The sequence below is a fragment of the Streptomyces sp. NPDC045778 genome, from assembly GCF_056431945.1.
Window position 1 is genome coordinate 16,232 of the sequence record NZ_JBWKJZ010000015.1, and the last position, 26,512, is coordinate 42,743.

24 protein-coding genes are annotated in these 26,512 nt (G+C 72.0%); 11 read left to right on the forward strand and 13 right to left on the reverse strand.

Annotated features, from left to right (window positions below):
- Positions 1 to 11: 11 nt before the first annotated feature.
- A complete protein-coding gene (locus tag AC07GB_RS20380; protein ID WP_478847340.1) occupies positions 12 to 872 on the reverse strand; it encodes a helix-turn-helix domain-containing protein in 861 nt (286 codons plus the stop codon).
- A 112-nt stretch (positions 873 to 984) separates the two neighbouring features.
- Between AC07GB_RS20380 and AC07GB_RS20385 the strand changes: the two genes are divergently transcribed.
- Positions 985 to 1,551: a YceI family protein gene (locus tag AC07GB_RS20385; protein ID WP_478847342.1), complete on the forward strand. Its 567-nt coding sequence runs from the start codon at positions 985 to 987 to the stop codon at positions 1,549 to 1,551.
- A gap of 115 nt (positions 1,552 to 1,666) precedes the next feature.
- Here AC07GB_RS20385 and AC07GB_RS20390 read toward each other — a convergent pair whose 3' ends face one another.
- Positions 1,667 to 2,458: a crotonase/enoyl-CoA hydratase family protein gene (locus AC07GB_RS20390; protein ID WP_478847344.1), complete on the reverse strand. Its 792-nt coding sequence runs from the start codon at positions 2,456 to 2,458 to the stop codon at positions 1,667 to 1,669.
- A 150-nt stretch (positions 2,459 to 2,608) separates the two neighbouring features.
- The gene (uvrA, locus tag AC07GB_RS20395; protein WP_478847346.1) at positions 2,609 to 5,692 is read right to left on the reverse strand and encodes an excinuclease ABC subunit UvrA; all 3,084 of its coding nucleotides are present in this window, start codon (positions 5,690 to 5,692) and stop codon (positions 2,609 to 2,611) included.
- A gap of 230 nt (positions 5,693 to 5,922) precedes the next feature.
- Between uvrA and AC07GB_RS20400 the strand changes: the two genes are divergently transcribed.
- Together AC07GB_RS20400 and AC07GB_RS20405 are read left to right on the forward strand one after the other, a co-directional pair.
- Positions 5,923 to 6,630: a maleylpyruvate isomerase family mycothiol-dependent enzyme gene (locus AC07GB_RS20400; protein WP_478847348.1), complete on the forward strand. Its 708-nt coding sequence runs from the start codon at positions 5,923 to 5,925 to the stop codon at positions 6,628 to 6,630.
- 20 nt (positions 6,631 to 6,650) lie between these two features.
- Positions 6,651 to 7,307 (forward strand): MBL fold metallo-hydrolase, encoded by a 657-nt coding sequence (locus AC07GB_RS20405; RefSeq protein ID WP_478847350.1) that lies wholly within the window; start codon positions 6,651 to 6,653, stop codon positions 7,305 to 7,307.
- A gap of 33 nt (positions 7,308 to 7,340) precedes the next feature.
- On the opposite strand, the gene aroQ is transcribed toward AC07GB_RS20405, so the two are convergent.
- Complete coding sequence (gene aroQ, locus AC07GB_RS20410) at positions 7,341 to 7,802, reverse strand: type II 3-dehydroquinate dehydratase (RefSeq protein WP_478847352.1); 462 nt, start codon at positions 7,800 to 7,802, stop codon at positions 7,341 to 7,343.
- 70 nt (positions 7,803 to 7,872) lie between these two features.
- Here aroQ and AC07GB_RS20415 point away from each other — a divergent pair, with 70 nt between their 5' ends.
- Entirely contained in the window at positions 7,873 to 8,085 is a 213-nt protein-coding gene (locus AC07GB_RS20415; RefSeq protein WP_478847354.1) for an LD-carboxypeptidase, read from the forward strand.
- A gap of 58 nt (positions 8,086 to 8,143) precedes the next feature.
- Positions 8,144 to 9,457, forward strand: coding sequence for an MFS transporter (locus tag AC07GB_RS20420; RefSeq protein ID WP_478847356.1), 1,314 nt, complete (start codon positions 8,144 to 8,146; stop codon positions 9,455 to 9,457).
- 16 nt (positions 9,458 to 9,473) lie between these two features.
- Here the strand turns inward: AC07GB_RS20420 and AC07GB_RS20425 are convergent, their stop codons facing one another.
- From AC07GB_RS20425 to AC07GB_RS20450, 6 genes are all read right to left on the reverse strand, one after another.
- On the reverse strand, positions 9,474 to 10,574 hold the full coding sequence (locus AC07GB_RS20425) for a calcium:cation antiporter (RefSeq protein WP_478847358.1): 1,101 nt from the start codon (positions 10,572 to 10,574) through the stop codon (positions 9,474 to 9,476).
- 168 nt (positions 10,575 to 10,742) lie between these two features.
- Positions 10,743 to 11,750 carry a TerC family protein gene (locus AC07GB_RS20430; RefSeq protein WP_478847360.1) on the reverse strand — a complete coding sequence of 336 codons (1,008 nt, stop codon included), beginning with the start codon at positions 11,748 to 11,750 and terminating at the stop codon, positions 10,743 to 10,745.
- 295 nt (positions 11,751 to 12,045) lie between these two features.
- Positions 12,046 to 14,022, reverse strand: a complete 1,977-nt coding sequence (locus AC07GB_RS20435) for a TerD family protein (protein WP_478847362.1) — start codon at positions 14,020 to 14,022, stop codon at positions 12,046 to 12,048.
- A 78-nt stretch (positions 14,023 to 14,100) separates the two neighbouring features.
- Positions 14,101 to 14,679: a TerD family protein gene (locus tag AC07GB_RS20440; RefSeq protein ID WP_478847364.1), complete on the reverse strand. Its 579-nt coding sequence runs from the start codon at positions 14,677 to 14,679 to the stop codon at positions 14,101 to 14,103.
- A gap of 148 nt (positions 14,680 to 14,827) precedes the next feature.
- Entirely contained in the window at positions 14,828 to 16,969 is a 2,142-nt protein-coding gene (gene uvrB, locus AC07GB_RS20445; protein WP_478847366.1) for an excinuclease ABC subunit UvrB, read from the reverse strand.
- Positions 16,970 to 17,032: 63 nt separating this feature from the next.
- Positions 17,033 to 17,920 carry an MHYT domain-containing protein gene (locus AC07GB_RS20450; RefSeq protein WP_478847368.1) on the reverse strand — a complete coding sequence of 296 codons (888 nt, stop codon included), beginning with the start codon at positions 17,918 to 17,920 and terminating at the stop codon, positions 17,033 to 17,035.
- A 274-nt stretch (positions 17,921 to 18,194) separates the two neighbouring features.
- On the opposite strand from AC07GB_RS20450, the gene AC07GB_RS20455 reads away from it, so the two are divergent.
- The 3 genes from AC07GB_RS20455 (at position 18,195) to AC07GB_RS20465 (ending at position 21,402) form a co-directional block, all read left to right on the forward strand.
- On the forward strand, positions 18,195 to 19,097 hold the full coding sequence (locus AC07GB_RS20455; RefSeq protein WP_478847370.1) for a glycerophosphodiester phosphodiesterase: 903 nt from the start codon (positions 18,195 to 18,197) through the stop codon (positions 19,095 to 19,097).
- A gap of 83 nt (positions 19,098 to 19,180) precedes the next feature.
- A complete protein-coding gene (locus AC07GB_RS20460) occupies positions 19,181 to 19,759 on the forward strand; it encodes a methylated-DNA--[protein]-cysteine S-methyltransferase (RefSeq protein WP_478847372.1) in 579 nt (192 codons plus the stop codon).
- A gap of 362 nt (positions 19,760 to 20,121) precedes the next feature.
- Complete coding sequence (locus tag AC07GB_RS20465; RefSeq protein WP_478847374.1) at positions 20,122 to 21,402, forward strand: MFS transporter; 1,281 nt, start codon at positions 20,122 to 20,124, stop codon at positions 21,400 to 21,402.
- 109 nt (positions 21,403 to 21,511) lie between these two features.
- On the opposite strand, the gene AC07GB_RS20470 is transcribed toward AC07GB_RS20465, so the two are convergent.
- Positions 21,512 to 21,880: a cupin domain-containing protein gene (locus AC07GB_RS20470; protein ID WP_478847376.1), complete on the reverse strand. Its 369-nt coding sequence runs from the start codon at positions 21,878 to 21,880 to the stop codon at positions 21,512 to 21,514.
- Positions 21,881 to 21,926: 46 nt separating this feature from the next.
- On the opposite strand from AC07GB_RS20470, the gene AC07GB_RS20475 reads away from it, so the two are divergent.
- The 3 genes from AC07GB_RS20475 (at position 21,927) to corA (ending at position 25,158) form a co-directional block, all read left to right on the forward strand.
- On the forward strand, positions 21,927 to 22,877 hold the full coding sequence (locus tag AC07GB_RS20475; protein ID WP_478847378.1) for a pseudouridine-5'-phosphate glycosidase: 951 nt from the start codon (positions 21,927 to 21,929) through the stop codon (positions 22,875 to 22,877).
- Positions 22,874 to 23,815, forward strand: a complete 942-nt coding sequence (locus AC07GB_RS20480; RefSeq protein ID WP_478847380.1) for a carbohydrate kinase family protein — start codon at positions 22,874 to 22,876, stop codon at positions 23,813 to 23,815. Before AC07GB_RS20475 ends, AC07GB_RS20480 begins: the two co-directional genes overlap by 4 nt.
- 188 nt (positions 23,816 to 24,003) lie before the next feature.
- Positions 24,004 to 25,158: a magnesium/cobalt transporter CorA gene (gene corA, locus AC07GB_RS20485; RefSeq protein ID WP_478847382.1), complete on the forward strand. Its 1,155-nt coding sequence runs from the start codon at positions 24,004 to 24,006 to the stop codon at positions 25,156 to 25,158.
- A 66-nt stretch (positions 25,159 to 25,224) separates the two neighbouring features.
- On the opposite strand, the gene AC07GB_RS20490 is transcribed toward corA, so the two are convergent.
- Positions 25,225 to 25,644, reverse strand: coding sequence for a CBS domain-containing protein (locus AC07GB_RS20490; protein ID WP_478847384.1), 420 nt, complete (start codon positions 25,642 to 25,644; stop codon positions 25,225 to 25,227).
- A 213-nt stretch (positions 25,645 to 25,857) separates the two neighbouring features.
- Entirely contained in the window at positions 25,858 to 26,490 is a 633-nt protein-coding gene (locus tag AC07GB_RS20495) for a nucleoside/nucleotide kinase family protein (RefSeq protein WP_478847386.1), read from the reverse strand.
- Positions 26,491 to 26,512 lie beyond the last annotated feature (22 nt).

The following is a 26,512-nucleotide window of genomic DNA, read 5'->3' on the forward strand; positions in this document are numbered from 1 at the left end:
TGCGTGCCGTCTCAGCCGCTGACCGCGCGCAGGCCGCCCGGCTGGCGGCCGTTCAGCCGGTCGAGCGCGGCCGACGTGGCGTCGTCGGCCGGGAGGTGCACCAGGAGGCGCTGGCCGTCGACGTCGGGCATGGCGAGCGACTCGTACGCGAGGCGCAGGGTGCCCTCCTGTGGATGGGTGAGGCGCTGCACGCCACTGCGGCGCGGCACTCCGGGAACGGCGTGGACACGGTCGGCGAAGGGCGCTCCGGCGAGGACCGTCAACTCGTCCACCAGTTGCAGCACATGGGGGTCGATCATCGGCGATTCGCTTCTGAGGTACGCGATCTGCTCGTCGGCGACGCGCTCCCAGTCGGGGAAGGCGGTACGGGCCCGCTCGTCGGTGAAGACGAACCGCAGCAGGTTGGGCCGCTCGCCGTCGAGGAGCCCCAGGGGGCGGGCGACGCGTTCGTAGCCCGTCGTGTACGCGAGGACGTCGCTGAGCCGGTTGAGCAGGACGGCCGGGGTGGGCTCCAGGCGGTCGACGACGGCCCGCACGGTCGGGCGCACCTTGCGGGCCGGGGGCGGGGCCGCCGCGCAGCACGGGTCGTCGGCGCCGTTGCTGGCCTTTTCGAGGCGGCGCAGGTGGATGCGCTCCTCGATGGTCATGCGCAGCGCGTCCGCGAGCGCGCCGAGCACCTGCGCCGACGGGTTGTGGTCACGGCCCTGTTCGAGGCGGGTGAGGTACTCGACGCTGATGCCCGCGAGCGTGGCGACCTCGGAACGGCGAAGGCCGGGGGTCCGCCGGCGCGGCCCGCTCGGCAGGCCGACCTCGGTGGGAGTGACGGCTTCCCGGCGCGCACGCAGGAAGGCGCCCAACTCGTTGTCGCTCACCCCGCGAACGTACCAGGGCGACACGCCGGAGGCTGGCCCCGATCCTGGCCCTGCCACTACCAGTCTCAGCCCGGCCTTCCTCCGCCTCACGGGCCGCCCCACAGTGGTCGGCATGACCTTCGAAACCACTGACGCCGCCCTCGCCGCCGCCCCTCTTCCGCTGCCCGCGGGCCGCTGGACCCTCGATCCGCTGCACTCCGCGGTGAACTTCACGATCCGCCACCTGGGCATCTCCAAGGTGCGGGGCCGCTTCGCCGAGTTCGGCGCGGAACTCGTCGTGGGCGAGACCCTGGAGACCAGCTCCGTGACGGCCACGATCCAGCTGGCGTCGATCGACACCGGCAACGCGGACCGTGACGCGCACGTCCGCGCCTCCGACCTGCTCGATGTGGAGCGCCGTCCCACCATGGCCTTCCGCTCGACGCGTCTGCGGGGCGCGGGCGAGGAGTGGACGATGGAGGGCGAGCTGACCATCGGTGAGGTGACGCGTCCGGTGACGCTCGCCGTGGAGTTCGGCGGGCTCGGTGAGTTCGCCGACGTCCGGCACGCGGGCTTCGAGGCGACGGGCGAGATCCGCCGCAGCGAGTTCGGCCTGTCCTTCGCGCCCGGGATGCTCGGCGAGGTCGTCAAGATCCAGCTGGACATGCAGTTCCTGGAGCCCGGGAAGGGCGAGGCGTAGGGCGGGCCGCCCTTGTCGTTTCCGGTGTCGGTGTCGTTTTCGGTGTCGTTTTCGGTGTCGTTTTCGGTGTCGTTTTCGGTGTCGTTTTCGGTGTCGTTTTCGGTGTCGGTGTCGTTCAGCTGTCGCCGAAGGCGCCGTGCCGTCCCGCTCCCGCGGTGAAACGGGCGGCGCCCTCGGCCGCTTCGGCGAGTGCGTGCAGGCCGTGCCGCAACTCGCCCGCCAGCGCCCGCTGTTCGGGCAGGCCGTGCTGCTCCCGGGCGGAGAGCCGGTCGTGCCGCAGACAGGTCTGCGGGAACGCGGCGATCTCCGCGGCCAGCCGCTCGGCGGCGGCACGGGCGCCGCCCTTCGGGACGACGCGGTTGACGAGGCCCATCCCGAGGGCCTCGGCGGCGTCCACGGGGCGGCCGGTGAGGATCAGGTCCATGGCACGCCCCTCCCCGACGATCCGGGGCAGGCGTACCGTCCCGCCGTCGATGAGCGGCACGCCCCACCGGCGGCAGAACACGCCGAGCACGGCGTCGTCCTCGGCGACCCGCAGATCGCACCAGAGGGCCAGCTCCAGGCCGCCCGCGACGGCGTGCCCCGAGATCGCGGCGATGACGGGCTTGGTCAGCGCGAGCCGGGTGGGGCCCATCGGGCCGTCGTGCGCGCCGTCCACCTCGGCGACCTCGTTGCCGTCCGGGGTGCCCATGGCCTTGAGGTCCGCGCCGGCGCAGAAGGTGCCGCCTTCGCCCCACAGGACGGCGACAGACGCTTCCGGGTCGGCGTCGAAGGCACGGAAGGCTGCGGCCAGGGCGCGGGCGGTGGGCCTGTCGACGGCGTTGCGCACGTCCGGGCGGGAGAGGACCACGGTGGTGACGGGTCCCCTGCGCTCGCTGCGGACGGCGGGGGCTGCGGGCGTGGGCATGGCGTACGTCTCCCTGGTGGTCGTACGGGTCCCGGCACCGGGCACGGTCGGTCCTGGCCGCCCCAGCCGATCACGGGGGCGCGCCGCGCGACAAGCCAGGGGCGCGCCTTCCTCGCGGAGGACGCGCCCCTGGGGTGCGGTCGGGCGTGGTCAGGCCTTGCGGCTGCGCGTCGCCTTCTTCGCGGGTGCCTTCTTCGCAGGCGCCTTCTTGGCGGCCGCCTTCTTGGGGGTGGCCTTGTCGGCGGCGCCCTTGGCGGTGGCCGCCGTCTTCTTCGTGGCGGCGGCCTTGGTCGTCCTGGCCGTCGCCGTCTTCTTCGCGGGGGTGGAGGTGGCCGCCACGGCCGCCTTCTTCCTCGTGCGCCGCGCCGGGGACGGACTCGCGTCGCTGATGCGGTCGGCGGCGACGATGTCCCGCAGGAACTTGCCCGTGTGGCTCGCGGGAACTCCGGCGACCTGCTCGGGCGTGCCTTCGGCGACGACGAGGCCGCCGCCGCTGCCGCCCTCGGGGCCCATGTCGACGACCCAGTCGGCCGTCTTGATCACGTCGAGGTTGTGCTCGATGACGATGACCGTGTTGCCCTTGTCGACGAGGCCGGACAGGACCTTGATGAGCTTGCTGATGTCCTCGAAGTGCAGACCGGTGGTCGGCTCGTCCAGGACGTAGACCGTGCGGCCCGTGGAGCGCTTCTGCAGCTCGCTCGCCAGCTTGACGCGCTGTGCCTCGCCTCCGGAGAGCGTGGGCGCGGGCTGGCCGAGGCGGACGTACCCGAGGCCGACCTCGTGGAGGGTCTTCAGGTGGCGGGCGATGCCGGGGACGGCCTCGAAGAAGTCGAGCGCCTCCTCGATGGGCATGTCGAGGACCTCGGCGATGGACTTGCCCTTGTAGTGCACGTCCAGCGTCTCGCGGTTGTACCGCGCGCCGTGGCAGACCTCGCACGGGACGTACACGTCCGGGAGGAAGTTCATCTCGATCTTGATGGTGCCGTCGCCGGAGCAGTTCTCGCAGCGGCCGCCCTTCACGTTGAACGAGAAGCGGCCGGGGAGGTAGCCGCGGACCTTGGCCTCGGTGGTCTCCGCGAAGAGCTTGCGGACGTGGTCGAAGACTCCGGTGTACGTCGCCGGGTTCGACCGGGGGGTGCGGCCGATGGGCGACTGGTCGACGTGGACGACCTTGTCGACGAGGTCGTCGCCCTCCACGCGCGTGTGGCGGCCGGGGACGGACCTCGCGCCGTTCAGCTCGCGGGCCAGGTGCGTGTACAGGATGTCGTTCACGAGGGTCGACTTGCCGGAGCCGGAGACGCCCGTGACGGCCGTGAGCACGCCGAGGGGGAAGGAGACGTCGATGTCCTGGAGGTTGTTCTCCCGGGCGCCGTGGACCGTGAGCTGGCGGCTCGGGTCGGCCGGACGGCGCACGTCCGGGACGGGGATCGCCTTCTTGCCGGCCAGATACTGGCCCGTCATGGACTTGTCGTTGGCGAGCAGCTCCTTCAGGGAGCCGCTGTGCACGACCTTGCCGCCGTGCTCGCCCGCGCCGGGGCCGATGTCGACGACCCAGTCGGCGACCTTGATGGTGTCCTCGTCGTGCTCGACCACGATGAGGGTGTTGCCCATGTCGCGCAGCCGGACCAGGGTCTCGATGAGGCGGTGGTTGTCCCGCTGGTGCAGGCCGATGGAGGGCTCGTCGAGGACGTAGAGCACGCCGACCAGGCCGGAGCCGATCTGGGTGGCCAGGCGGATGCGCTGGGCCTCGCCGCCGGAGAGGGTGCCCGCGGCGCGGTTCAACGAGAGATAGTCGAGGCCTACGTCGACGAGGAAGCGCAGCCGCTCGTTGACCTCCTTGAGGACGCGCTCGGCGATCTTCTTGTCGCGGGCGGTCAGCTTCAGCTGGGCGAGGAAGTCCGCGCAGTCGCTGATCGACATCGCGGAGACCTCGGCGATGGACTTCCCCATCACCGTGACGGCGAGGACGATCGGCTTCAGGCGCGTGCCCTCACAGGTGGGGCAGGGCACCTCGCGCATATAGCCCTCGAAGCGCTCGCGGCTGGAGTCGCTCTCGGCCTCCGAGTGGCGCCGCTTGACGAAGGGGACGGCGCCTTCGAAGGCGGTGGTGTACACCCGCTCGCGGCCGTACCGGTTGCGGTAGCGGACTTCGATCTGGGTCTTGTGGCCGTACAGCAGGGCCTTCTTGGCGCGCTGCGGGAGGCCTGCCCAGGGCATGTCCATGGAGAAGCCGAGGGCGTCGGCGAGGGCTCCGACGAGACGGCCGAAGTAGTCCTTCGTGTGGCCGTGCGACCAGGGGTGGATGGCGCCCTCGTTGAGCGACTTCTCCTCGTCGGGGACGAGCAGCTCGGGGTCGACCTCCATGCGGGTGCCGATGCCGGTGCAGTCGGGGCAGGCGCCGAAGGGCGAGTTGAAGGAGAAGGAGCGGGGCTCCAGCTCCTCGAAGGACAGGTCGTCGTACGGGCAGTACAGGTGCTCCGAGTACATCCGCTCGCGCTCGGGGTCGTCCTCGGGGAGGTCGACGAAGTCGAGCACGACCATGCCGCCGGAGAGGCCGAGCGCGGTCTCCACGGAGTCGGTCAGGCGGCGCTTGGCGCTCTCCTTGACCGTGAGGCGGTCGACGACCACCTCGATGGTGTGCTTCTCCTGCTTCTTCAGCTTGGGCGGCTCGGAGAGCTGGATGGTGGCGCCGTCGACCCGCGCGCGGCTGTACCCCTTGGTCTGGAGATCGGCGAAGAGGTCGACGAACTCGCCCTTGCGCTCGCGCACCAGCGGCGACAGGACCTGGAAGCGGCTGCCCTCGGGCAGCTCGAGGACCTTGTCGACGATGGCCTGCGGCGACTGGCGGCTGATCGGGCGGCCGCACTCGGGGCAGTGCGGCTTGCCGATGCGCGCGAAGAGCAGGCGCAGATAGTCGTACACCTCGGTGATGGTGCCGACCGTGGAGCGCGGGTTGCGCGAGGTCGACTTCTGGTCGATGGAGACCGCGGGCGAGAGGCCCTCGATGAAGTCGACGTCCGGCTTGTCCATCTGGCCGAGGAACTGGCGCGCGTACGACGAGAGGGACTCGACATACCGGCGCTGGCCCTCGGCGAAGATCGTGTCGAACGCGAGCGAGGACTTGCCGGACCCGGACAGACCGGTGAAGACGATGAGGGAGTCACGCGGGAGGTCGAGCGAGACGTTCTTGAGATTGTGCTCGCGCGCGCCACGGACGATGAGACGGTCGGCCACGCCGGTCCGCACCTTTCTTGAGAGAAGTGACAGGGGCGGGGCCCCCGTCCTTCACAGACTAGGGCGACCCACTGACAACGCCGGGCCGGATGCTGTGGTTGGTGAGATGAAAGACGGCCAGACCACCAAGAGTGCCCGATGCTTCTCTCGAGCGTATAGCACGGACATTCGATTTGAGGGGGTGGTCCACCGCCTTCACCCGAACGTGTGGCGGAGCTATCGTCTGGCCCATGATTGATCATGTGCGCGACCTGGCGTCTGTACGTGACGCGACCGAAAGGCTGCTCAGCGCAGTCTCCGCATGGGACGACGCCGCGGCCGCCGAGCCGTCACGGCTTCCGGGCTGGAGCCGGGGCCACGTCCTCACCCACCTCGCCCGGAACGCCGACGCGCTGGTGAACGTCCTCGCAGGCCGTCCCATGTACACGAGCGCCGAGGCCCGCGACGGCGACATCGAGCGGGGCGCGCCGCGTCCCCTGGCCGAGCAGATCGAGGACCTGCGGCTCTCCGCGGCCCGCTTCCAGGACGAGGCCGACCGGCCCGCGGACTGGTCCCGGACGGTGGAGTTGCGCAACGGCGTCACGGACTCCGCGTCCCGGGTGCCGTTCCGGCGGTGGATCGAGATGGAGCTGCACCACGTGGACCTGGGTGTGGGCTACGAGTTGGAGGACCTGCCCGCCGACTTCGTGGAGCGCGAGATCGACTTCCTCGCGGACCGCTTCCTGGGGAAGGCCGACGTCCCCGCCACCCGGGTGACCGACGGCACGCGCGCGTGGAGCACGGGCCGCGCCCCCCGGAGCCCGGACAAGCCCGAGGTCACCGTCAGCGGCCCGGCGCCGGCCCTGCTCGGCTGGCTCGCGGGCCGCCGCGACCCGGCCGAGCTGGCCGCCGCCCTGACCGTCGAGGGCGGCCCGCTGCCCTCTCTGCCCCCGCTGTAGGACGGATTAGGCTGACTTCCATGACGTACAGCGGAGCGGTGAAGGTCGGCGGACCCGCGGATGTGCACGAGCTGCGGGACCTGATGATCTCGAAGGTCGCGGTCGGGCCGATGAACAACAACGCTTATCTGCTGCGCTGTCGGGCCACCGACGAGCAGCTCCTGATCGACGCGGCGAACGACCCGCGGACCCTGCTGACCCTGATCGGTGACGACGGCCTCGCGGCCGTCGTCACCACGCACCAGCACGGGGACCACTGGCAGGCCCTGGAGGAGGTCGTCGGGGCGACGGGCGCGCGGACGTACGCGGGGCGCGAGGACGCCGAGGGCATCCCGGTGCCGACGCGGGTCCTCGTGGACGACGGCGACACGATCACGTGCGGCCGGATCTCGCTCACCGCGCGCCACCTCGTGGGCCACACGCCGGGCTCGATCGCGCTCGTCTACGACGACCCGCACGGCCATCCGCACGTCTTCACGGGCGACTGCCTCTTCCCCGGGGGCGTGGGCAACACGTGGGAGGACCCGGAGCGCTTCGCGAGCCTCATCGACGACGTCGAGACGAAGATCTTCGGCACGCTTCCGGACGAGACCTGGGTCTACCCCGGGCACGGCGACGACACGACGCTCGGCGCGGAGCGCCCGCACCTGCCGGAGTGGCGCGAGCGCGGCTGGTGACCGGGCGGGCGGCGCCGGCCCCCGGCGCCGCCCTCAGCCCCGCGCGACGAGCGCGGCCACCCGCTCCACCCCGAACACGTACCCCTGCACCCCGCACCCCGCGATGACGCCGTCCGCGCGCCGCGAGACGTAGGAGTGGTGCCGGAAGGCCTCCCGCTGGTGGATGTTGGAGATGTGGACCTCCACCACCGGCATGCCGTCACAGGCGTTGAGCGCGTCCAGGATCGCCACGGACGTGTGGGAGTAGGCGGCGGGGTTGATGACGATGCCCACGTGGTTCTCGCGCGCCTCGTGGATCCAGTCCACCAGTTCGCCCTCGTGGTTGGACTGCCTGAGGTCGACCGTCCCCCCGTGCGCCGCGGCCGCCTCGGCGCACCGGGCCTCGACGTCGGCGAGCGTGTCGGTGCCGTAGATCTCCGGCTGCCGCTTGCCCAGGAGGTTCAGGTTGGGCCCGTTCAGGATCATGATCGGGGCGGTGGCGAGGGTGTGGGGCACAGGGACCTCCGTGCGTCGGGCTGCTGCTCCCAGACGGTCTATCACGGCGCCTCAGGGGCCGGTCGTCGCGGTGCGCGCGCCGGGCGCCCGACGTACGCTGCCGGGCGCGACGCCGCCCCTGGAGCCGTTGTTCCGCGCGCACCCGAAGCTGTCCTTCGGGTTCAGCGACAACACCGTCCTGCCCGCCTTCCTGTGGCGGACAGGCGTCGTCAGCTACCACGGCGCGTCCGTGATGTGCGAGCTGGGCCGCCCGGGGGCCATGGCTCGGCAGACCCGCGCATGACAGTCACGTACTGAGGCCCTTCCCGTAACCGCCCCGCACGGCGGGTGGTTGACGCACCGTGCACACCAGTGACTCTCCGCCAACCACCCGGTCCGGGGCCGCCCCGTCGCTGCCGCGGCTGGCCGCCGCGTCGCTCGCCGGGACCGCCATCGAGTTCTACGACTTCTTCGTCTACGGCACCGCGGCGGCGCTCGTCCTCGGGCCGCTGTTCTTCCCCACGTTCTCGCCCCTGGCGGGGACGCTCGCCGCGTTCGCGACGTTCGGGGTGGGCTTCGTCGCCCGGCCGCTGGGGTCGGTCCTCTTCGGGCACATCGGCGACCGGCACGGCCGACGGCCCGTCCTGGTCGTCTCGCTGCTCGTGACGGGCCTCGTCACCGTCGCCGTCGGCTGCGTGCCGACGTACGAGTCGATCGGTGTCGCCGCGCCCGTCCTGCTGCTCGTCCTGCGGTTCGTGCAGGGCGTGGGGCTCGGCGGCGAGTGGAGCGGGGCCGTGCTCCTGACAGCCGAGCACGCGCCCGCCGAGCGGCGCGGGTTGTGGGCGAGCTTCCCGCAGATCGGCCCTCCGGTCGGGTTCCTGTTCGCCAACGGCATCACCCTGGGGCTCTCGGTGACGCTCACGGAGGCGCAGTTCGCCTCCTGGGGATGGCGGATTCCGTTCTGGGTGGCGGGGCTGCTCGCGGCGGCCGGGCTCGCGTTGCGGGTGTCCCTGGAGGAGAGCCCGGACTTCCTCGGCGTACGCGAGCCCGCGCGCGTGCCGCTCGCCGAGGTGGTGCGCGGCCACTGGCGGCTCGTCCTGCTGACGGCCGGCGCCATCGCCGTCGGGTACGCGGTGTTCTACGCCGTGACGACGTGGTCGCTCGCCTACGGAGTGGAGCGGCTCGGCGTGAGCCGTCCGGTGATGCTGACGTGCGTGATGGCGGCCGTCGTGGCCATGGGGGCGCTGACGCCTGTGTCGGCGCACCTGGGGGACCGCTACGGGCGGCGGCCGCTGTGCCTGGTCGGGTGCGCGGCGACCGCCCTGTGGATGTTCCCGATGGTGGCGCTCCTGGCGACGGGACAGCCGCTGCTGATGTTCCTCGGCTTCCTGGTGGCCCTGGTCGCGTTCACGACGATGTTCGGGGTGGTCTCGGCCTATCTGCCGGAGCTGTACGAGCCGCGTGTGCGCTGCACGGGGGCCGCTGTGGGCTACAACCTCGCCGGGGTGCTCGGCGGCGCCCTCACCCCGCTCGTGGCCACGGCGACGGCACGCGGCGAGGGCCCGCCCTGGGGCGTGGCGGCGTATCTGACGGCGGTGGCGGTGCTGAGCCTCGGCTGCTTCGCGCTGCTGCCGGAGACGCGGCCCGCGGGCCGGGCGGTGCCGGTCACCGGGTGACGGCACCGCCCCGCTCTCACGGGTTCATGGCCAGTTCCAGATAGGCCGCGAAGAGCACCAGGTGGACGCCGCCCTGGAGGAGGGTGGCCCGGCCCGGCACGACGGTGAGCGTGCTGACGCCGACCGTGAGCAGGAGCAGCACCATGTGGGTCGAGCTGAGCCCGAGCACGAGCGGTCCGGTCAGCCACACGGACGCGATGGCGACGGCCGGGATGGTCAGGCCGATGCTGGCCATCGCCGAGCCGAGGGCCAGGTTCAGGCTGGTCTGCACGCGGTCGCGGCGGGCGGCGCGCACGGCCGCGATGGTCTCCGGGAGCAGCACAAGGAGCGCGATGATCACGCCGACGACGGCGTGCGGCAGGCCCGCCGACTCCACGCCCGACTCGATGGTCGGCGACACGCCCTTGGCGAGGCCGACGACGCCGACCAGGGCGAGCGCGAGCAGCCCGAGGCTGATCAGGGCGGTGCGCGACGAGGGCACCTCGGCGTGGTCGTCGGCGTCGCGGACCTCGCCCTCCTTGGTGACGGGCAGGAAGTAGTCGCGGTGGCGCACGGTCTGCGTCGCCACGAAGAGGCCGTACAGGACGAGCGAGGCCAGGGCCGCGAAGGTGAGCTGCGACGTGGAGAACTCCGGGCCCGGCTTGGACGTCGTGAACGTCGGCAGGACCAGGCTCAGCGTGGCCAGCGTGGCGACCGTCGCGAGGGCCGCTCCGGTGCCCTCGGGGTTGAAGACGGCGACCCGGTGCCGCAGGGCCGCGGTGAGCAGGCACAGACCGACTATGCCGTTGCAGGTGATCATCACGGCGGCGAAGACGGTGTCGCGCGCCAGGGTGGAGCTCTTGTCGCCGCCATCGGCCATCAGGGTGACGATCAGGGCCACCTCGATGATCGTCACGGCGACGGCGAGGACGAGCGAGCCGAACGGTTCGCCGACGCGGTGCGCGATGACCTCGGCGTGGTGCACCGCGGCGAGCACGGCTCCGGCGAGGACCACCGTCACCAGGGCGACGATGCCACCGGGCAGGTCCCGCCCCCAGGTGCAGGCGAGCAGGACGACTCCGAGGACGGGCACGGCGGTTGTCCACCGCGAGGCGAGGGCCCGGAGTCTTGGGATCATGCCTTCGATGCTGCCCCGCGCGCGGGTGGGCCGCGACTCCATACGTTCCTCTCTATGCGGAAGCGGTGCACAGTCGTGGACTGTGCACCGCTCCGGTGGTTCCTTTCGGCGGCACCCGCTCCCTACGGAGAGGGGCGCCTTCGTACTGCCTCTCTACGGAGAGGGCGATTACGCCTCGACGCTGTCCTTCGAGGCCTCGTCCTTGCCGGTCGCCGCGGCGGCCGCCTCGCGCTCCTGCTGCTTCTTGGAGGCCATGAGGCTGGTGATCGTCGTGATGATCAGGACACCGCAGATGACGCCGAGCGAGACCGGGATGGAGATCTCGGGGACGTGCACCCCGTTCTCGTGCAGGGCGTGCAGGACGAGCTTCACGCCGATGAAGCCGAGGATCACCGACAGGCCGTAGCTCAGGTGGACCAGCTTCTTCAGGAGGCCACCGATGAGGAAGTACAGCTGTCGCAGACCCATCAGGGCGAACGCGTTGGCGGTGAAGACGATGTACGGGTCCTGGGTGAGGCCGAAGATCGCGGGGATCGAGTCCATCGCGAACAGCACGTCGGTGGTGCCGATGGCGAGCATGACGACCATCAGGGGCGTCATGATCTTCTTGCCGTTCTTCCGGACGAACAGCTTCGTGCCCTCGTACCGGTCCGAGACGCCGAACTTCTTCTCGATGGACTTCAGGAGGCGGTTCTCCTCCCAGTCCTCTTCCTCCTCGTCGGCACGGGCCTCCTGGATGAGCTTCCAGGCGGTGTAGATCAGGAACGCGCCGAAGATGTAGAACACCCAGGAGAAGTTGGCGATGACCGCGGCGCCTGCGGCGATGAAGATCGCTCGCAGGATCAGGGCGATCAGCACGCCGAACAGCAGCACGCGCTGCTGGAGGTGCGAGGGCACCGAGAACTTCGCCATGATCAGGATGAAGACGAAGAGGTTGTCGACGCTCAGCGACTTCTCGGTGATGAAGCCGGCGAAGAACTCGCCCGATGCCTGGGTCTCGCCCGCGATCAGCAGGCCGAGCCCGAAGAGCCCGGCGAGCACGATCCAGACGACCGTCCAGATTCCGGCTTCCTTGATCGACACGTCATGGGGCTTGCGCCCGATGAAGAAGTCGACCGCGATCAGGGCACACAGACCGAGAACGGTCGCCACCCACAGGGTCATAGAAACGTCCACTGCGCCTCCGGCTTCGTACGGCTACTGATCAGCGTCGTCGCTGCCGGAGGTCTCTTCCACCCCGGCACTCTCGGTGCCTGGCGGGCCGACGCCCCGGGACCGATGGCGGTCCGTATTGACGGGCACGTCGCGTATGGGAGTACTCCCCTCCGCACGGAGAAGCCTACGCGAAAGACCAAGGTTTGGTAAAGGCCACGGCAAACGACCGCCAAGTAGCCAGGTCAGGACCTCGCATGGTCACTTAGTCGACATAGGGGTCACTCGTCAGGGGTGCCTCGCGCGCCGGCTCTGGGGCTCAGCGGCTGCCCGTGCGCCGGGCCGTGCCGACGCTCGCCAGGACGTGGTGGAGGACCTCGCTGCCGGACGGCGGCAGCGGCGGCTCATACGTCCACGCGTGGCCCACCCAGGGGTCGGCGAGGTGGTCGTCGGGCACCGGGGTCAGTCGCAGGAGCGCGCGCCACAGCGGGTCGAGCAGGGGGCCGTACTCCCGGGCGTCCTCGCGGTCGGCGACCATCATCAGGTGGACGCCGACGGCCGGCCCCTCGTCGGCCAGGTAGCGCAGCTGGGTCACGGCGCGGTCGTCGAAGCCGTGCGGGAAGTCGTTGACCACCAGGAGGTGCTCGCCCGTGTCGAGGTCCGGCGGCAGGGACGAGGAGACGCCACCGCGCACGGCCATCTGCAACAGGTCCACCCGCTGGGTGAGCTTGGTGAGGACGGCGCCGACGCCCGCGGGCCCGGAGGCGGGCGGCTCGTCGAGGACACCGGAGGTCACGAGCGGGGCGAGCGCGGCGGCGCCGGTGCCCGCCGCGTCGATGACGTGCACGGTGAACTCACCGGGCGGATAGGCGGCCAGCAGGCGTGCCGCGTGCGCGACGGCGCTGTCCAGGGCGAGGCGGCGCAGGGTGTCGGCGTCCGCGAGCGAGTCGGTGCCCGAGCGGCCGCTGTCGATCCACAGGCCCCGCTCAAGGGGCAGCCGCACCAGCATGGGGATGCGCAGATCAGGGCGCTCGGGCAGGCGGAGCCCGCCGAGGCGCACGGCCATGGGGATCTCCATGGGCACGCGGTAGGCGTGCCAGACAGGGCTCGACCAGTCGGCGTACGGCGGCGGCAGCGCGGGCTCCACGACCTCCGACTCGGCGGCGAGCTGGGCCAGGTCGCGGTCGAGCGCGGCCCTGGCCTGGTCGACGAGGTCGCCGTGCTTGGCGCGGGCGGTCTCGCGCGCGGCGTCGCCCGCGCCGCCGATGCGGCTGCGCGGGTCGGAGAGGACCTTGTCCAGCTCCTGCTCCATGCGCGAGTCGGCGAAGTCGACGGCACTGCGGTACGCCGCCGTGGTGCGGGCCAGGTCCTCGAACATGCCCCACACCTGGTTGTAGAGGCGCTCCTCCAGGGACCAGCCGGTGGCGTCGCCCGCGACGGGCTGGGCGGACTGTCCGGGCGGGGCCGCCGGTGCGGCGGGCGGGGGCGGCGGGGGCGCGCTGGTCTGGCGGCGCGGGTGGGTGTAGTCGACGGGGCCGCTGTCGCCGGGCTGGGCCGGGGCGCCGTCGCCCGGCGCGGGCGGGCCCGGCTGCGGCGGGGCGGGCTGCGGCGGGGCGGGGCGGGTGACGGCGGAGTCGCCCTGAGGGGCGGAGGGGCGCTGTCCCGGCGCCGTGTGGCCCTGGGCGGCGGCGCGCACCCGGGCTTCGTCCGCGGGGCGGGGCGGGGGCGCGGCGACGGAGCGGGCGAGGCCTTGGGCCACCGCTTCGTCGATGGTCGCGGCGAGGTCCTGAGCCTGGGGCAGGCCCTGGTCGGCGAGCATCTCGGCGAGGCCGCCCGCGTAGCCCTGGCCGACGGCGCGGACCTTCCAGGCGCCCTGCCTGCGGTACAGCTCCAGGGCGACGACGGCCGACTCGGCGGTGAGGTCCGTGAGGGTGTAGCTGGCGATCTCGGCGCCGTCGAGGCCGGTGACGGCGACGAACGGCGCCGCGACGGCACCGAAGCTGGCCGGGCCCGCGGCGCCGACGGGGAGCGCGAGCAGGACGTTGACCTGGTGGGCGTCGTCCGGCAGCGCGTCGAGGTCGATGGCGAGGCGGTGGTCGGCGGCGGCCTGCCGGGACACTTCGAGGCCCGGCAGGGTGGGGGCTCCGGGGTGGGCGACCCAGGAGACGCCGCGCACCTTGCGCTGGTCGTCGCTGAGCGTGGCGCCGGCGACGACCGGTTGGGCGGCCGACACCCGCACCTCTAGGCGGGTGCCGGGAAGCGGATGGTTCTGCCCCCTGACCAGCTCGGCCGTCATCGCGTTCGTTCCCCCTGTCGGCCCCGCTCGGGGCCTTCGTACGTACGGACCGCCGTCCGGGGACGGCCGAGTCGGGCCTTAGAGGTGCGGCAGGATCGCCGGCATCAGGTCCTGGAAGGTGCGGCCGTTGGCAGGGCTGCCGAGGGCCGTCATCTGCCAGCCGGTGCCCACGCGGTGGACCTTGGCCATGATCTGGGCGGTGTACTGGCCGCCGCCGTCCAGGGTGTAGCGGGCGAGTTCCTGGCCGTTGGTCTCGTCGACCAGGCGGCAGAAGGCGTTCTGCACCTCCTGGAACGTCTGGCCGGTGAAGGAGTTCACCGTGAAGATGATCTGGTCGATGTGGACCGGGACGCGCTGGAGGTCGACGAGGATCGCCTCGTCGTCGCCGCCCTGGCCGACGCCGCCGACCAGATTGTCACCGGTGTGCCGCACGGAGCCGTCGTCGCTGACGAGGTGGCGGAAGAAGACCACGTCCACGGGCTGCTTGTCGGCGAACAGGACGGCCGACGCGTCCAGGTCGACCTCGCGCGTCCGGGTGCCGAACAGGCCGCGCCGCGCGGCCGCCTTCCAGCCGAGGCCCATGCGCACCGCGGTCAGGGCGCCCCCGTCGTTCTTCTGCAGGCTGATGGCCTGGCCCTTGGTCATGTTGACCGTCACGCGCTGTCCCCTTCTCGAACTCCCCAGGGCGACCGCCACCTTCCGGCGGCCGCCCCATCACCCTATGCAGCGGTGTCCAGCGCGCCGCAGCTCGGTCCGCGGATTGTGTCGGTCTTGCAACACACCGCGACACCACGGGCGGTCCGCGCTACGCCAGGCCCGCCTCCTTCATCTGCCGCAGCTCCTTCTTCATCTCCGACACCTCGTCGCGCAGCCGGGCGGCGATCTCGAACTGGAGGTCCGCGGCGGCGGCGCGCATCCGCTCGGTCATCTCCTCGATCTGCGCGGCCAGCTCGGTGGCGGGCTTGTCCGTGGGCGCCTGCTTGTCCTTGGCGGACTTCTTCGCCTTGGCTGCTCCCCCGGCGGCCGCCTTGCCGAGCGAGGGCACGGGGGCCTTGGCGCCCTTGCCGTCCTTCGCCTTGCGGTAGTCCGTGCCGAGGAGCTGCTCGGTGTCGACCTCCTCGCGCGCGATCGCCGACACGATGTCGTTGATCTTCTTGCGGAGGGGCTGCGGGTCGATGCCCCGCTCCGTGTTGTACGCGATCTGCTTCTCGCGGCGGCGGTTGGTCTCGTCGATGGCCTTCGCCATCGCCGGGGTGATCTTGTCGGCGTACATGTGGACCTGACCGGAGACGTTGCGCGCGGCGCGGCCGATGGTCTGGATCAGCGAGGTGCCCGAGCGCAGGAAGCCTTCCTTGTCGGCGTCCAGGATCGCCACCAGGGAGACCTCGGGCAGGTCGAGTCCCTCCCGCAGGAGGTTGATGCCGACCAGGACGTCGAACTCGCCGGCCCGCAGCTCGCGCAGCAGCTCGACGCGGCGCAGGGTGTCGACGTCGCTGTGCAGATAGCGGACCTGGATGCCCAGTTCGAGGAAGTAGTCCGTGAGGTCCTCGGCCATCTTCTTGGTGAGCGTGGTGACGAGGACGCGCTCGTCCTTCTCGGTGCGCTTGCGGATCTCGTGCACCAGGTCGTCGATCTGCCCCTCGGTGGACTTCACGACGACCTCCGGGTCGACGAGTCCGGTGGGGCGGATGATCTGCTCGACGTGCCCGTCCGAACGGGACAGCTCGTACGCGCCCGGGGTCGCCGACAGATAGACGGTCTGCCCGATGCGCTCCTGGAACTCCTCCCACTTCAAGGGGCGGTTGTCGAGCGCGGAGGGGAGCCGGAAGCCGTGGTCGACGAGGGTGCGCTTGCGGGAGGCGTCGCCCTCGTACATGGCGCCGATCTGGGGGACGGTGACGTGCGACTCGTCGAGGACGAGCAGGAAGTCGTCCGGGAAGTAGTCGAGCAGGGTGTGCGGCGGGGTGCCGGGGGCGCGGTCGTCGAAGTGCATCGAGTAGTTCTCGACGCCGGAGCAGGAGCCGATCTGGCGGAGCATCTCCAGGTCGTACGTGGTGCGCATGCGCAGGCGCTGGGCCTCCAGCATCTTGCCCTGCTTCTCCAGCTCCGCGAGGCGCTCGGTCAGCTCCTTCTCGATGCCGTTGACCGCCTTCTCCATGCGCTCCGGGCCCGCCACGTAGTGCGACGCCGGGAAGACGTAGAGGTGGTCGTCGTCGCTGATGACCTCGCCGGTGAGCGGGTGGAGCGTGGACAGCGCCTCGATCTCGTCGCCGAACATCTCGATGCGCACGGCCAGCTCCTCGTAGACCGGGAAGATCTCGATGGTGTCGCCGCGGACGCGGAACGTGCCCCGGGTGAAGGCGAGGTCGTTGCGCGTGTACTGGATGTCGACGAAGCGGCGCAGGAGCTGGTCGCGGTCGATCTCGTCGCCGACCTTGAGCGGCACCATGCGGTCCACGTACTCCTGCGGGGTGCCGAGGCCGTAGATGCAGGAAACGGAGGCGACCACGATGACGTCACGGCGGGTGAGCAGCGAATTCGTCGCGGAGTGGCGCAGGCGCTCCACCTCCTCGTTGATCGAGGAGTCCTTCTCGATGTACGTGTCCGACTGCGGGACGTACGCCTCGGGCTGGTAGTAGTCGTAGTACGAGACGAAGTATTCCACCGCGTTGTTCGGCAGGAGCTCTCGGAACTCGTTCGCCAGCTGGGCGGCCAGGGTTTTGTTCGGCGCCATGACGAGCGTCGGGCGCTGGAGCTTCTCGATCATCCACGCGGTGGTGGCCGACTTGCCGGTGCCGGTCGCGCCGAGCAGGACGACATCCTTCTCACCTGCGCGGATGCGCTTCTCCAGCTCGGCGATGGCGGCCGGCTGGTCGCCACTGGGCTGAAACGGGCTGACGACCTCGAAAGGCGCCACCGTGCGTTCGATCTTCGATACGGGCCGCATGGGATCCACCGTACGACTCCGCACTGACAACGCCGCCCCGCTCGCCGCCGGCCGCCGGCGCGCTCACCACTTCTGCGGGGCGCGCACGCCCGGCCTGCGGCGGCTCCTGCGGCCCGGCCGCGCCGGTGCCCTGCGGCCGACGTGCCCGTAGAGGCGGTCGCCGGAGCGCGGCACGGGGGAGGCGGGGGTGCGTGGCCGCGCGGCGGCCTTCAGGTCGGCCTTGCCGAGGATCATCAGGGGGTCGACCATCACGATCACGCCCGAGAGCAGCAGGAAGGCCAGCGGACCGATCATGAGGGGCGCCAGCAGCTCGGCCGACGAGCCCCCGGACGACGGGCTCGGGGTGCTGTGCAGGTGGACGCTGACGGCGGCCATGCCGGTGTAGTGCATGCCGCTGACGGCGAGGCCCATGACCAGGCTGGCGCCGAGGCTCCACAGGAAGCCCCTGACCTGTCCGGCGGCCCACAGCGCGGCGATGGCGGCGACGACGGCGATCACCACGGAGGCGGCGACGGTCACGGTGTTGTACTGGAGCCTGCCGCCAAGGCGCATACCGGCCATTCCCAGGTAGTGCATCGACGCGATGCCAAGGCCTGTGATGGTGCCCCCGGTGAACAGGGCCGTTCCCTTGGCGCCCCGGTAGCCGACGATGAAGATCCCGACGCCGACCATGACGATGGCGACGGCGAGGCTCGCGAAGGTCGTCAGCCGGTCGTAGGTGATGGGGGTCTCCTTGACGGTGAATCCCATCATGGCGATGAAGTGCATGGTCCAGATGCCGGAGCCGATCGCGGCCGAGCCGAGGGCGAGCCAGCCCGGCCGCCAGGAGTGCGCGACGAGCAGCGACCGGGTGGTGCAGCGCAGGCCGAGCGCCCCGCCGAGACAGGCCATGAGGTACGCGACCACGGGTGTGACGAGCCCGTAGCTGAAGCCGTCGACCGTGCCCTCCATGAGCGCTAGCCCTTCCGCCTGTCGTACCCGAATGTCCCGGAACACCCCGTCCACCCCCGGGCGACCGCCGGGTGACGGAGCGTCGGCTGAGGCGAGGGTAGGGCCCATCCAGGAACGTACGAACGATTTTCCGGCAAAGAAACACGGCTTCCGCGCGCGGGGTCCCCACATGGGGGGCTGGTGTTCAGCCTGTGGCCATCCTGCACCTGTCTGTAGTTGGCAGGGCACTGTCACGCTCGCGGGGTCCCCCTGATCTCCGACGCGAGGAGAAGCCGTGCCCGCACGCGCCGCCGCCACGACCGCCGCCCTTCTGGGGGCGGGTGCCCTGGTGCTCCCCTCCACCGCCGCCGCCGAGACGCCCGCCCCGGAGAGCCGCGTCCACGCGGCCGCCGGGCATGACAGACCGCTGGTCGTCGCCCACCGCGGGGCCTCCGCCTACGCCCCCGAGAACACGCTCGCCGCCATCGACAAGGCCGACGAGCTGGGCTTCCGCTGGGTCGAGAACGACGTGCAGCGCACCAAGGACGGCGTGCTCGTCATCGTGCACGACGACAACCTGAAGCGGACGACGAACGTCGAGGAGGTCTTCCCCGACCGCGCCCCCTGGAAGGTCAAGGACTTCACCATCAAGGAGATCGCGAAGCTCGACGCGGGCAGCTGGTTCAGCGCCAAGTACAAGGGCGCGCGCGTGCCGACCCTCACGCAATACATGAACCGCGTCTCGGAGAACGGGCAGCGGCTCGTCCTGGAGATCAAGAAGCCGGAGCTGTACCCCGGCATCGAGCGCGACACCCTGCGCGTGCTGCGCCGGACGGGCTGGCTCGACCGCCACCACGTGAAGCACGAGCTGGTCGTCCAGAGCTTCAGCGCGGACAGCGTGCGACAGGTGCGCGCGCTGCGGCCCGACGTCAAGACCGGCTTCCTGGGGACGCCCGCCGTCAGCCAGCTGCCGGAGTACGCGAAGTTCGCCGACCAGATCAACTCCACGCACACCTCCATCTCCGAGGGTTACGTCGCCGCGATCCAGGCCCTCAAGGGCCCGCACGGCAAGCCGCTGGAGATCTTCACCTGGACCATCGACGAGGCCGCGGCGGCGCGGCGGGTCGCGGACTTCGGGGTGAACGGCATCATCACCAACAAGCCCGACGTGGTGCGCGCGGCGATCCGCGACTACTGACGGGCGCGGCGGGCCCGCCGCCCGGCCGCCCCGGCCACCCCAGCCCGGCGGCGTTGTCAGTGCCCGCCCGTACGGTGGTGTCCATGAACGCCACGGGGCACACCCAGCAGGAGCAGCAGCGGGCCGGGCGGCCGGGCCCGGTGTGGGCCGTCGTCGCCAGCGACATCGGTCCCCTGCTGCTCGCCGCGACCGGGACCGGCCTGGTCAACGTCGTCTTCCACGCCACCGACGACGTGCGGGACAAGGCCGTCGAGCGGCTCGGCTCCCGGCTCGGCGCGGAGCCGGTCGAGGCGCCCTCCTCCCCGCTGCTCGCGGAGCCCATAGGCCAGCTGGAGGCCTATTTCGCCGGCCGTCGGCGCGACTTCGAGCTGCCGCTCGACTGGTCGCTGATCTCCGGCTTCAACCGCCAGGTGCTGCGCGAGCTGGCGACGGGCGTGCCGTTCGGCGCGGTCGTGGGCTATGGGGACCTCGCCCGCCGCCTCGGCCAGCCCGGAGCGGCTCAGGCCGTGGGCATGGCGATGGGCGCCAACCCCCTGCCCGTCGTGGTGCCCTGCCACCGCGTGGTCGAGAGCGACGGCGGCATAGGCGGCTTCGGCGGCGGCCTGGAGACCAAGCGGCGGCTGCTGGCTCTGGAGGGGGTTCTGCCCGAGCCGCTGTTCTGAGGGCTGGGGGTTGGGGGCTGGGGGTTGGGGGCGGTCGGCTGGGGCGGGGCCAGGAGGGGCCCTTTCCGGCTTACGGGGCCCCTTGGAGCGCGGGGAGAGCCATGCCGGTCTGTCCGTGCGTGCTGGCACACTGCGCGCGTGACCGCATCCTCCATATCCCCGTGTCCCCCGCCTCTCCCGAGACGGGTGCCGCATCCGGCCCAGCCATCGCGCGCAGGCGTCCCGACGGCGTCGTTCCGTACGGACATCCCGTCGGCGTCGGCGTCCCGTAGAGGCGGCCCGTGGGCGTCATCCCGTAGAGGCGGCCCGTGGGCGTCATCCCGTAGAGGCACCCCGTCGGCCGAGGCCACGGCAGGCGGGCGGTGACCGCGACCGAGCGGGCGGGCGTCGGGCCCGTCGGTGTGAGGGACCTGCCCGCCCTGCGCCGCCGTGTCACCGCGGTCCTGGTCGTCAGCCAGATCCTCGGCGGGCTCGGCGTCGCCACCGGCGTCGCGCTCGCCGCCGTACTCGCGAAGGAGGTCAGCGGCACCGAGTCGCTGTCCGGGCTCGCGCCCACCGCGACCGTCGTGGGGACCGCCGTCCTCTCGGTGCCCCTGGCCGCCCTGATGGCGGCGTGGGGCCGCCGCCCCGGCCTCGTACTGGCCTATCTGATCGGCGCGGCGGGCGCGGCGGTCGTCGTCGTGGCCGCGGCCCTGGGGAACTTCCCGCTGCTGCTCGTCGGCATGGCCGGGTTCGGCGCGGCCTCGTCGGCGAACCTCCAGGCGCGGTTCGCGGCCGCCGACCTGGCCGAGCCGGGCGCCCGGGCCCGGGCCATCTCGAACGTCGTGTGGGCCACGACGGTCGGCGCGGTGCTAGGCCCGAACATCGCGGCGCCCGCCGGCCGCAGCGTCTCCGCGCTCGGCATCCCCAAGGCCTCGGGGGCGTTCGTGTGGGCGGCCGGGGTGTTCCTGCTCTCGGCGGTCGTCGTGGCGGTGCTCCTGCGCCCCGACCCGCTCCTGACCGCCCGCGCCCTGGAGCCCGACGCGGACACCTCGGCGGCCGGCGGGTCGCTGCGGGCCGGGGTCGCCGCCGTGGCCGCGTCGGGGAAGGCCAGACTGGCCCTGGTGACGGTCACCATCGCCCACACCGCGATGGTCTCGATCATGTCGATGACACCGGTCGACCTCGGCCACCACGGGGCGAGCATCGATCTGATCGGCCTGGTGATCAGCGGGCACATCGCGGGCATGTACGCGTTCTCACCGGTGATGGGGCGGCTCGCGGACCGGCTCGGACGGCTCAGCGTCATCGGCCTGTGCGTGGGACTGCTCGCCGTCTCCGCGCTGCTCGCGGGCACCGCGGGCGGCAACCACGCGCAGACGGCGGCGGGCCTGTTCCTGCTCGGCCTCGGCTGGTCGGCGGGCCTGGTGTCCGGCTCCGCGCTGCTCACCGACTCCGTGCCGCCGGCCGCGCGCGCAGCCGCGCAGGGCCTGTCGGACCTGACGATGAACGCGGCGGCGGGCGTCGGCGGCGCGGTCGCGGGACTGGTGGTCGCGCGGGCGAGCTACGGCTGGCTCAACCTCGGGGCGGCGCTGCTGCTCCTGCCCCTCGCGGCCCTGGGCCTGCTCACGCGGGGGCCACGGGCCGCTGAGCCCACGGCGTGAGGCCCAGCGGAACCCGGCGCTCCGGGGGCCTCCCGACAGCCCTCTGCCCGAGAGCCCCGCGCCCGGCGGCCCGGCAGCCCATGACCGGTGCCCCGGCCCTCGCGGAGCCCTAGTCGCCCAGCGTGATGTGGTACGCCTTGCGCAGCGTCTCGTGCACCGTCCACGTCGTGCGGTCCCCCTCGCGCAGCACGGCCGCGTCGCCGGGGCCGACCTCGATGACGTCGCCGCCTTCCACCTCGATGGTGGCGCGCCCGCTGACGACCACGAACAGTTCGTCGGCCTCGGTGTCGGTCACCACGCCCGGCGTGATCTGCCAGATGCCGCGCAGCTGCTTGCCGTCGGCGGACTCCCACAGGACCTTGCCGGTGACCACCGGGGTGCCGGAGACGATCTGCTCCGGGTCCAGCGGCTCCTCATCGAGGTCGACATCCGGAATGTGCACGGCAAATGAGGCAACGCTCTGATCATTTGTGGTCATGGCCGGTCACCCTAATGGGTTTGCCGCGGCACGCCGCCCGCCAGGGATGAACCCAGGAGCGAAGGTGGTCCGACTGGCAGGAGGCAGACCCGTGTTGGTGGTTTCCGACGAGGTACAGGCGGCTCTCGCGCGGCGGCGGCCGGTCGTGGCCCTGGAGTCCACGATCATCGCGCACGGACTGCCGCGCCCGCGCAATCTGCGCGTGGCGCTCGAACTGGAGGAGGCCGTACGCGAGGAGGGCGCCGTCCCGGCGACGATCGCCGTCCTGGACGGCCGCCCTCATGTCGGCCTGGACAAGGAGCAGCTGGAACGGGTCGCAGGGCAGGACGGCATCCGCAAGCTGGGCCACCGCGATCTGGCCCTGGCCGTCGCCACGGGTGCCTGCGGGGCCACGACGGTGTCGGCGACCGCGCTGCTCGCCGCCCGCGCGGGCCTGCGGGTGTTCGCCACGGGCGGGCTCGGCGGGGTGCACCGGGAGTGGACGGTGACACAGGACGAGTCCGCCGACCTCGGGCTGCTCGCGCGGACGCGGATCACGGTGGTGTGCGCAGGAGTGAAGTCGATCCTGGACGTGGCGGCCACGCTCCAGCGCCTGGAGACGCTCGGCGTCGCAGTCGCCGGATACCGTACGGAGCGCTTCCCCGGCTTCTACCTCACCGACTCCGGGCACCCCGTGGACTGGACGCTAGGTACGCCGGACGAGGTGGCGGGCGTGATGCGGGCCCAGGACGCGCTGGCCGGGCCGGAGTCGGCGCTCGTCGTGGCGAACCCCGTGCCCGAGGCGGAGCAGCTCGATCCCGCCCTCCACGCGCGCGTACTCGATCAGGCGCTGCGGGAGTGCGACGCGCGGGGCGTGACGGGGCAGGCGGTGACGCCGTTCCTCCTCGACCACTTGGTGCGGCACACCGAAGGGGCCTCCCTGGAGGCGAACCTCGCGGCGGTACGGGGCAACGTACGCCTTGCGGCACGGATCGCGGCCGCGTGGGCGGAGGGATGAGCCGCCCCCAGGGCCTGCTGGTCGTCGGTGACGTCGTCACGGACATCGTCGCCCGGCACGGCACCCCTTTGGTGCCCGGCACCGACACGGAGGCCGCGATCCGCACGGTGCCGGGTGGCGCGGGTGCCAACGTCGCGTGCTGGGCGGCCTGTTGGGGGCACCAGGACGTGCGCTTCCTGGGGCGCGTCGGCGCCGACGCGGCGGCCTGGCACGAGGAGAACCTGGTCCGGGCGGCCGTGCTCCCCCACCTCGTCGTCGACCCCGACGCCCCCACCGGCACCGTGATCAGCCTGGTCGACACGGCCGACGGCACGGCGGAGCGGACCTTCCTCACGGACAGCGGCGCCGTGTTGCGCCTCGATCCGGACGACTGGACACCGTCGCTGCTCGACGGCGTGGGCTGGCTGCACCTGTCCGGCTACTTGTTCTTCGCCGAGCCCAGCCGGGCCCTCGCGCGGGTGGCTCTCGGCGCGGCGCGGGCCCGAGGGGTGACGGTGAGCGTGGACCCGGCGTCGGCGGGCTTCCTGGCGCGGCACGGCCCGGACCGCTTCCTGGCGTGGTCGGGCGGCACGGACGTGCTGCTGCCGAGCCGGGACGAGGCGGAGCTGCTCTCGGGCCTGCCGCGGGCGGCGGACGCGGCACGGGCACTGAACCGCCACTTCCCCACGGTGGTGGTCAAGTCGGGCCGCGAGGGCGCGCTGGCCGCGCGGGACGGCGAGGTGCGGGTGCGCGTGCCCGCGGAGCGTGCGGAGGCGCGGGACTCCACGGGCGCGGGCGATGCCTTCACCGGTGCGTTCATCGCCTCACGGCTCGCGGGCGCGAAGCTGTGCGAGGCGGTGACGGAGGGCTGCTGGGCCGGAGCGCGAGCGGTGACGCGGGTGGGGGCGCGCCCCGCGCCGAGGGATTCACGGTCCGATGACGAGGAGGCACGACGGTGACCTACGCCAAGGGCACCGCGGCCCGGTGACGGGCAGGCGCGGGGGCCGCGCCCGCCGGGGGTTTCCCGGCCCGGGGAAGGGCAGGCGTAGCGGCGGCACGGACCGGAATCGTCCGTTCCCACAGGCTCAAACGCGGTGGGGGCCGGACTGGCAGACTGGTTCATCAAGTCCAGCGCGAGGAGCCGCACATGTCGATGGGGAGCAACTTGCGGAAGGTGAGCAGCCTCCGCAAGGTCGGGAACCTGAAGGGCGTTCGCGGCCTCCAGAAGGTGGCGCGCCTGACCCGGCGCAGCCCGCGCGTCGACCTGAGCCACCCCGCCCGCTCCCCCCTGGGCTCCTCTGTGGTGAAGTGCGTGACGTATCGCAAGGGGGTGCGGCAGACCGCGGCCCGTGACGACGACCTCGTCGAGGCCGTGGCCCAGGTCCGCAAGGACGCCGACGGTTTCGTCTGGCTCGGCCTGCACGAGCCGACGGAGCCGGAGTTCTCCGACATCGCCGAGTTGTTCGGCCTGCATCCGCTGGCGGTCGAGGACGCGGTCCACGCCCACCAGCGGCCGAAGGTGGAGCGCTATGACCAGACACTGTTCGCCGTGTTCAAGACGGTCTGCTACGTCGAGCACGCCGAGCTGACCGCGACCAGCGAGGTGGTGGACACCGGCGAGATCATGGTTTTCGTCGGCCGTGAGTTCGTGATCACCGTGCGGCACGGCAGGCACGGCTCCCTCGGCCCGCTGCGCGAGCAGCTCGAGTCGACCCCCGAGCAGCTCGCCCAGGGACCGGCCGCGGTGCTGCACGCGATCGCGGACCACGTCGTCGACGACTACCTCGACGTGGCGGAGGCGGTGCAGGCCGACATCGACGAGGTCGAGTCGGAGGTGTTCTCCTCCACCGGGGCGCGCACCGCCGACCCCGGCCGCATCTATCAGCTCAAGCGCGAGCTGCTGGAGCTGAAGCGCGCGGTGGTGCCCCTCGGCCGCCCCCTCCAGGTGCTCGCCACCCAGCCGATACGCGTCATCGCCCCCGAGATACAGGCGTACTTCCGCGACGTCGACGACCACCTCAAGCGGGTCGCCGAGCAGATAGCCGCCTTCGACGAACTGCTGAACTCGATCCTCCAGGCCCACCTCGCCCAGGTGACCGTCGCGCAGAACGACGCCACCCGGAAGATCACGGCCTGGGCCGCCATAGTGGCCGTCCCGACGATGGTGTGCGGCATCTACGGCATGAACTTCGACCACATGCCGGAGCTGCACTGGCGGTACGGCTACGCACTCGTGATGGGGGTGATCGCCACGGGGTGCGTCGTGCTGTACCGGGGCTTCCGGCGCAACGGCTGGCTGTGACCGCACCCGCCGGCAGGGCGGTTCAGGCCAGCCCTCCCCAGGGACCAGCCCTTCCCGCGGGCCGGCTCAGCCCTTGGCGTAGACGCTCTCGCACCAGCCGGCGAGTTGCTCCTCCGTCAGGTGCTTGGTGAGGTCGGCCTCGCTGATCATCCCGACGAGGCGCTTGTTCTCGATCACGGGCAGCCTGCGGATCTGGTGGCCCTGCATCTCCTCGAGGACGGCGTCGACGCCGGCGTCCGATGCGATCCAGCGCGGGGTGCCCTGAGCGAGTTCACCCGCGGTGACCTTGGCCGGGTCGTGCCCCATGGCCACGCAGCGGACGACGATGTCGCGGTCGGTGAGGATGCCGCAAAGCCGCTCGTTCTCGTCGCTGATGGGCAGGGCGCCCACGTCCAGCTGGCGCATCAGCTGCGCGGCGCGGTCCAGGGTCTCGTGGGCGGGGATCCATTGGGCCCCGCGGTGCATGATGTCTCCGGCGGTGGTCATGACGTGCCTCCCGATGCCGGACGGCGGGCGCGGCGCGGGGGCACCGCTGGTCCCGACGACCTCGTTCCGTCCCGACGACCTCATTGTCACCGCCTCGCCGGACGGCTGCACCCGCACCTGGTCAGCACGGGGCGACCGCGCCTCAGCGGGTCGGCACCCCGGTAAGCCGGCACCCGGCGGGCCGGCGCCCCGGCCGACCGGCGGCGCGGCGGGTCAGCCGTTCCACGCGGGATGCCGGGGGTCGTCGGCCCGTACGACCACGTCGGCCGTGGCGGTGGGGTCCCGCTCGGCCTCGTAGCGCTCGAAGGCCGGGAGCGTCCACTGCTCATCGGGGGCCGTGCGCCTGCGCAGGGCGCCCGGGGAGAGCCGTACGTGCACCGTCAGATCGAAGGGGAACCATTGACCGAGCAGCAGAGGGCCGTGCAGCAACAACAGCCCTCCCGGAGGGAGCTGGACGTACGGGCTGCGTGTGGCGCGGTCGGCCACCGGGTCCCACAGGTCGGGCAGGACCCGGCCGGAGCCGCCGGGGCCCAGGGGCCCGAAGACCTCACGCCAGAGGGCTCCGGTGTCGAACCAGCCGCCGTAGTAGGCCTCGACGTCCTCGTGGCCGTACTCGAACCGCAGCGAGGCGGGGCGCAGAAAGCCCTGGGCGCCGACGACGAGCGCGGACCGCCCGCGCACGCGCAGCGCGTCGGCGACCCGCTCGGCGAGGTCACCGGGCCGGGCGGCGGGCGCGCCGTCGAAGGCGACGCGCGGCCAGTCGCCGCCGTCCGAGGGCGGTAGTTCCAGGAGCCGGTCGGCGAGGGTGTCCGTGAGCCGTTCCCAGGTGATCGCTTCGAGTCGCACGGGGCCATGATGCCCCGACGCC

Coding starts and splice junctions, on each gene's coding strand:
- AC07GB_RS20460 (WP_478847372.1), top strand. CDS start 19,181: ATGAACGCCACGGGGCACACCCAGCAGGAGCAGCAGCGGGCCGGGCGG.
- AC07GB_RS20470 (WP_478847376.1), bottom strand. CDS start 21,880: ATGACCACAAATGATCAGAGCGTTGCCTCATTTGCCGTGCACATTCCG.
- AC07GB_RS20400 (WP_478847348.1), top strand. CDS start 5,923: ATGATTGATCATGTGCGCGACCTGGCGTCTGTACGTGACGCGACCGAA.
- AC07GB_RS20480 (WP_478847380.1), top strand. CDS start 22,874: ATGAGCCGCCCCCAGGGCCTGCTGGTCGTCGGTGACGTCGTCACGGAC.
- AC07GB_RS20390 (WP_478847344.1), bottom strand. CDS start 2,458: ATGCCCACGCCCGCAGCCCCCGCCGTCCGCAGCGAGCGCAGGGGACCC.
- corA (WP_478847382.1), top strand. CDS start 24,004: ATGTCGATGGGGAGCAACTTGCGGAAGGTGAGCAGCCTCCGCAAGGTC.
- AC07GB_RS20425 (WP_478847358.1), bottom strand. CDS start 10,574: ATGATCCCAAGACTCCGGGCCCTCGCCTCGCGGTGGACAACCGCCGTG.
- uvrB (WP_478847366.1), bottom strand. CDS start 16,969: ATGCGGCCCGTATCGAAGATCGAACGCACGGTGGCGCCTTTCGAGGTC.
- AC07GB_RS20405 (WP_478847350.1), top strand. CDS start 6,651: ATGACGTACAGCGGAGCGGTGAAGGTCGGCGGACCCGCGGATGTGCAC.
- AC07GB_RS20450 (WP_478847368.1), bottom strand. CDS start 17,920: ATGGAGGGCACGGTCGACGGCTTCAGCTACGGGCTCGTCACACCCGTG.
- AC07GB_RS20385 (WP_478847342.1), top strand. CDS start 985: ATGACCTTCGAAACCACTGACGCCGCCCTCGCCGCCGCCCCTCTTCCG.
- AC07GB_RS20435 (WP_478847362.1), bottom strand. CDS start 14,022: ATGACGGCCGAGCTGGTCAGGGGGCAGAACCATCCGCTTCCCGGCACC.
- AC07GB_RS20490 (WP_478847384.1), bottom strand. CDS start 25,644: ATGACCACCGCCGGAGACATCATGCACCGCGGGGCCCAATGGATCCCC.
- AC07GB_RS20475 (WP_478847378.1), top strand. CDS start 21,927: ATGAACCCAGGAGCGAAGGTGGTCCGACTGGCAGGAGGCAGACCCGTG.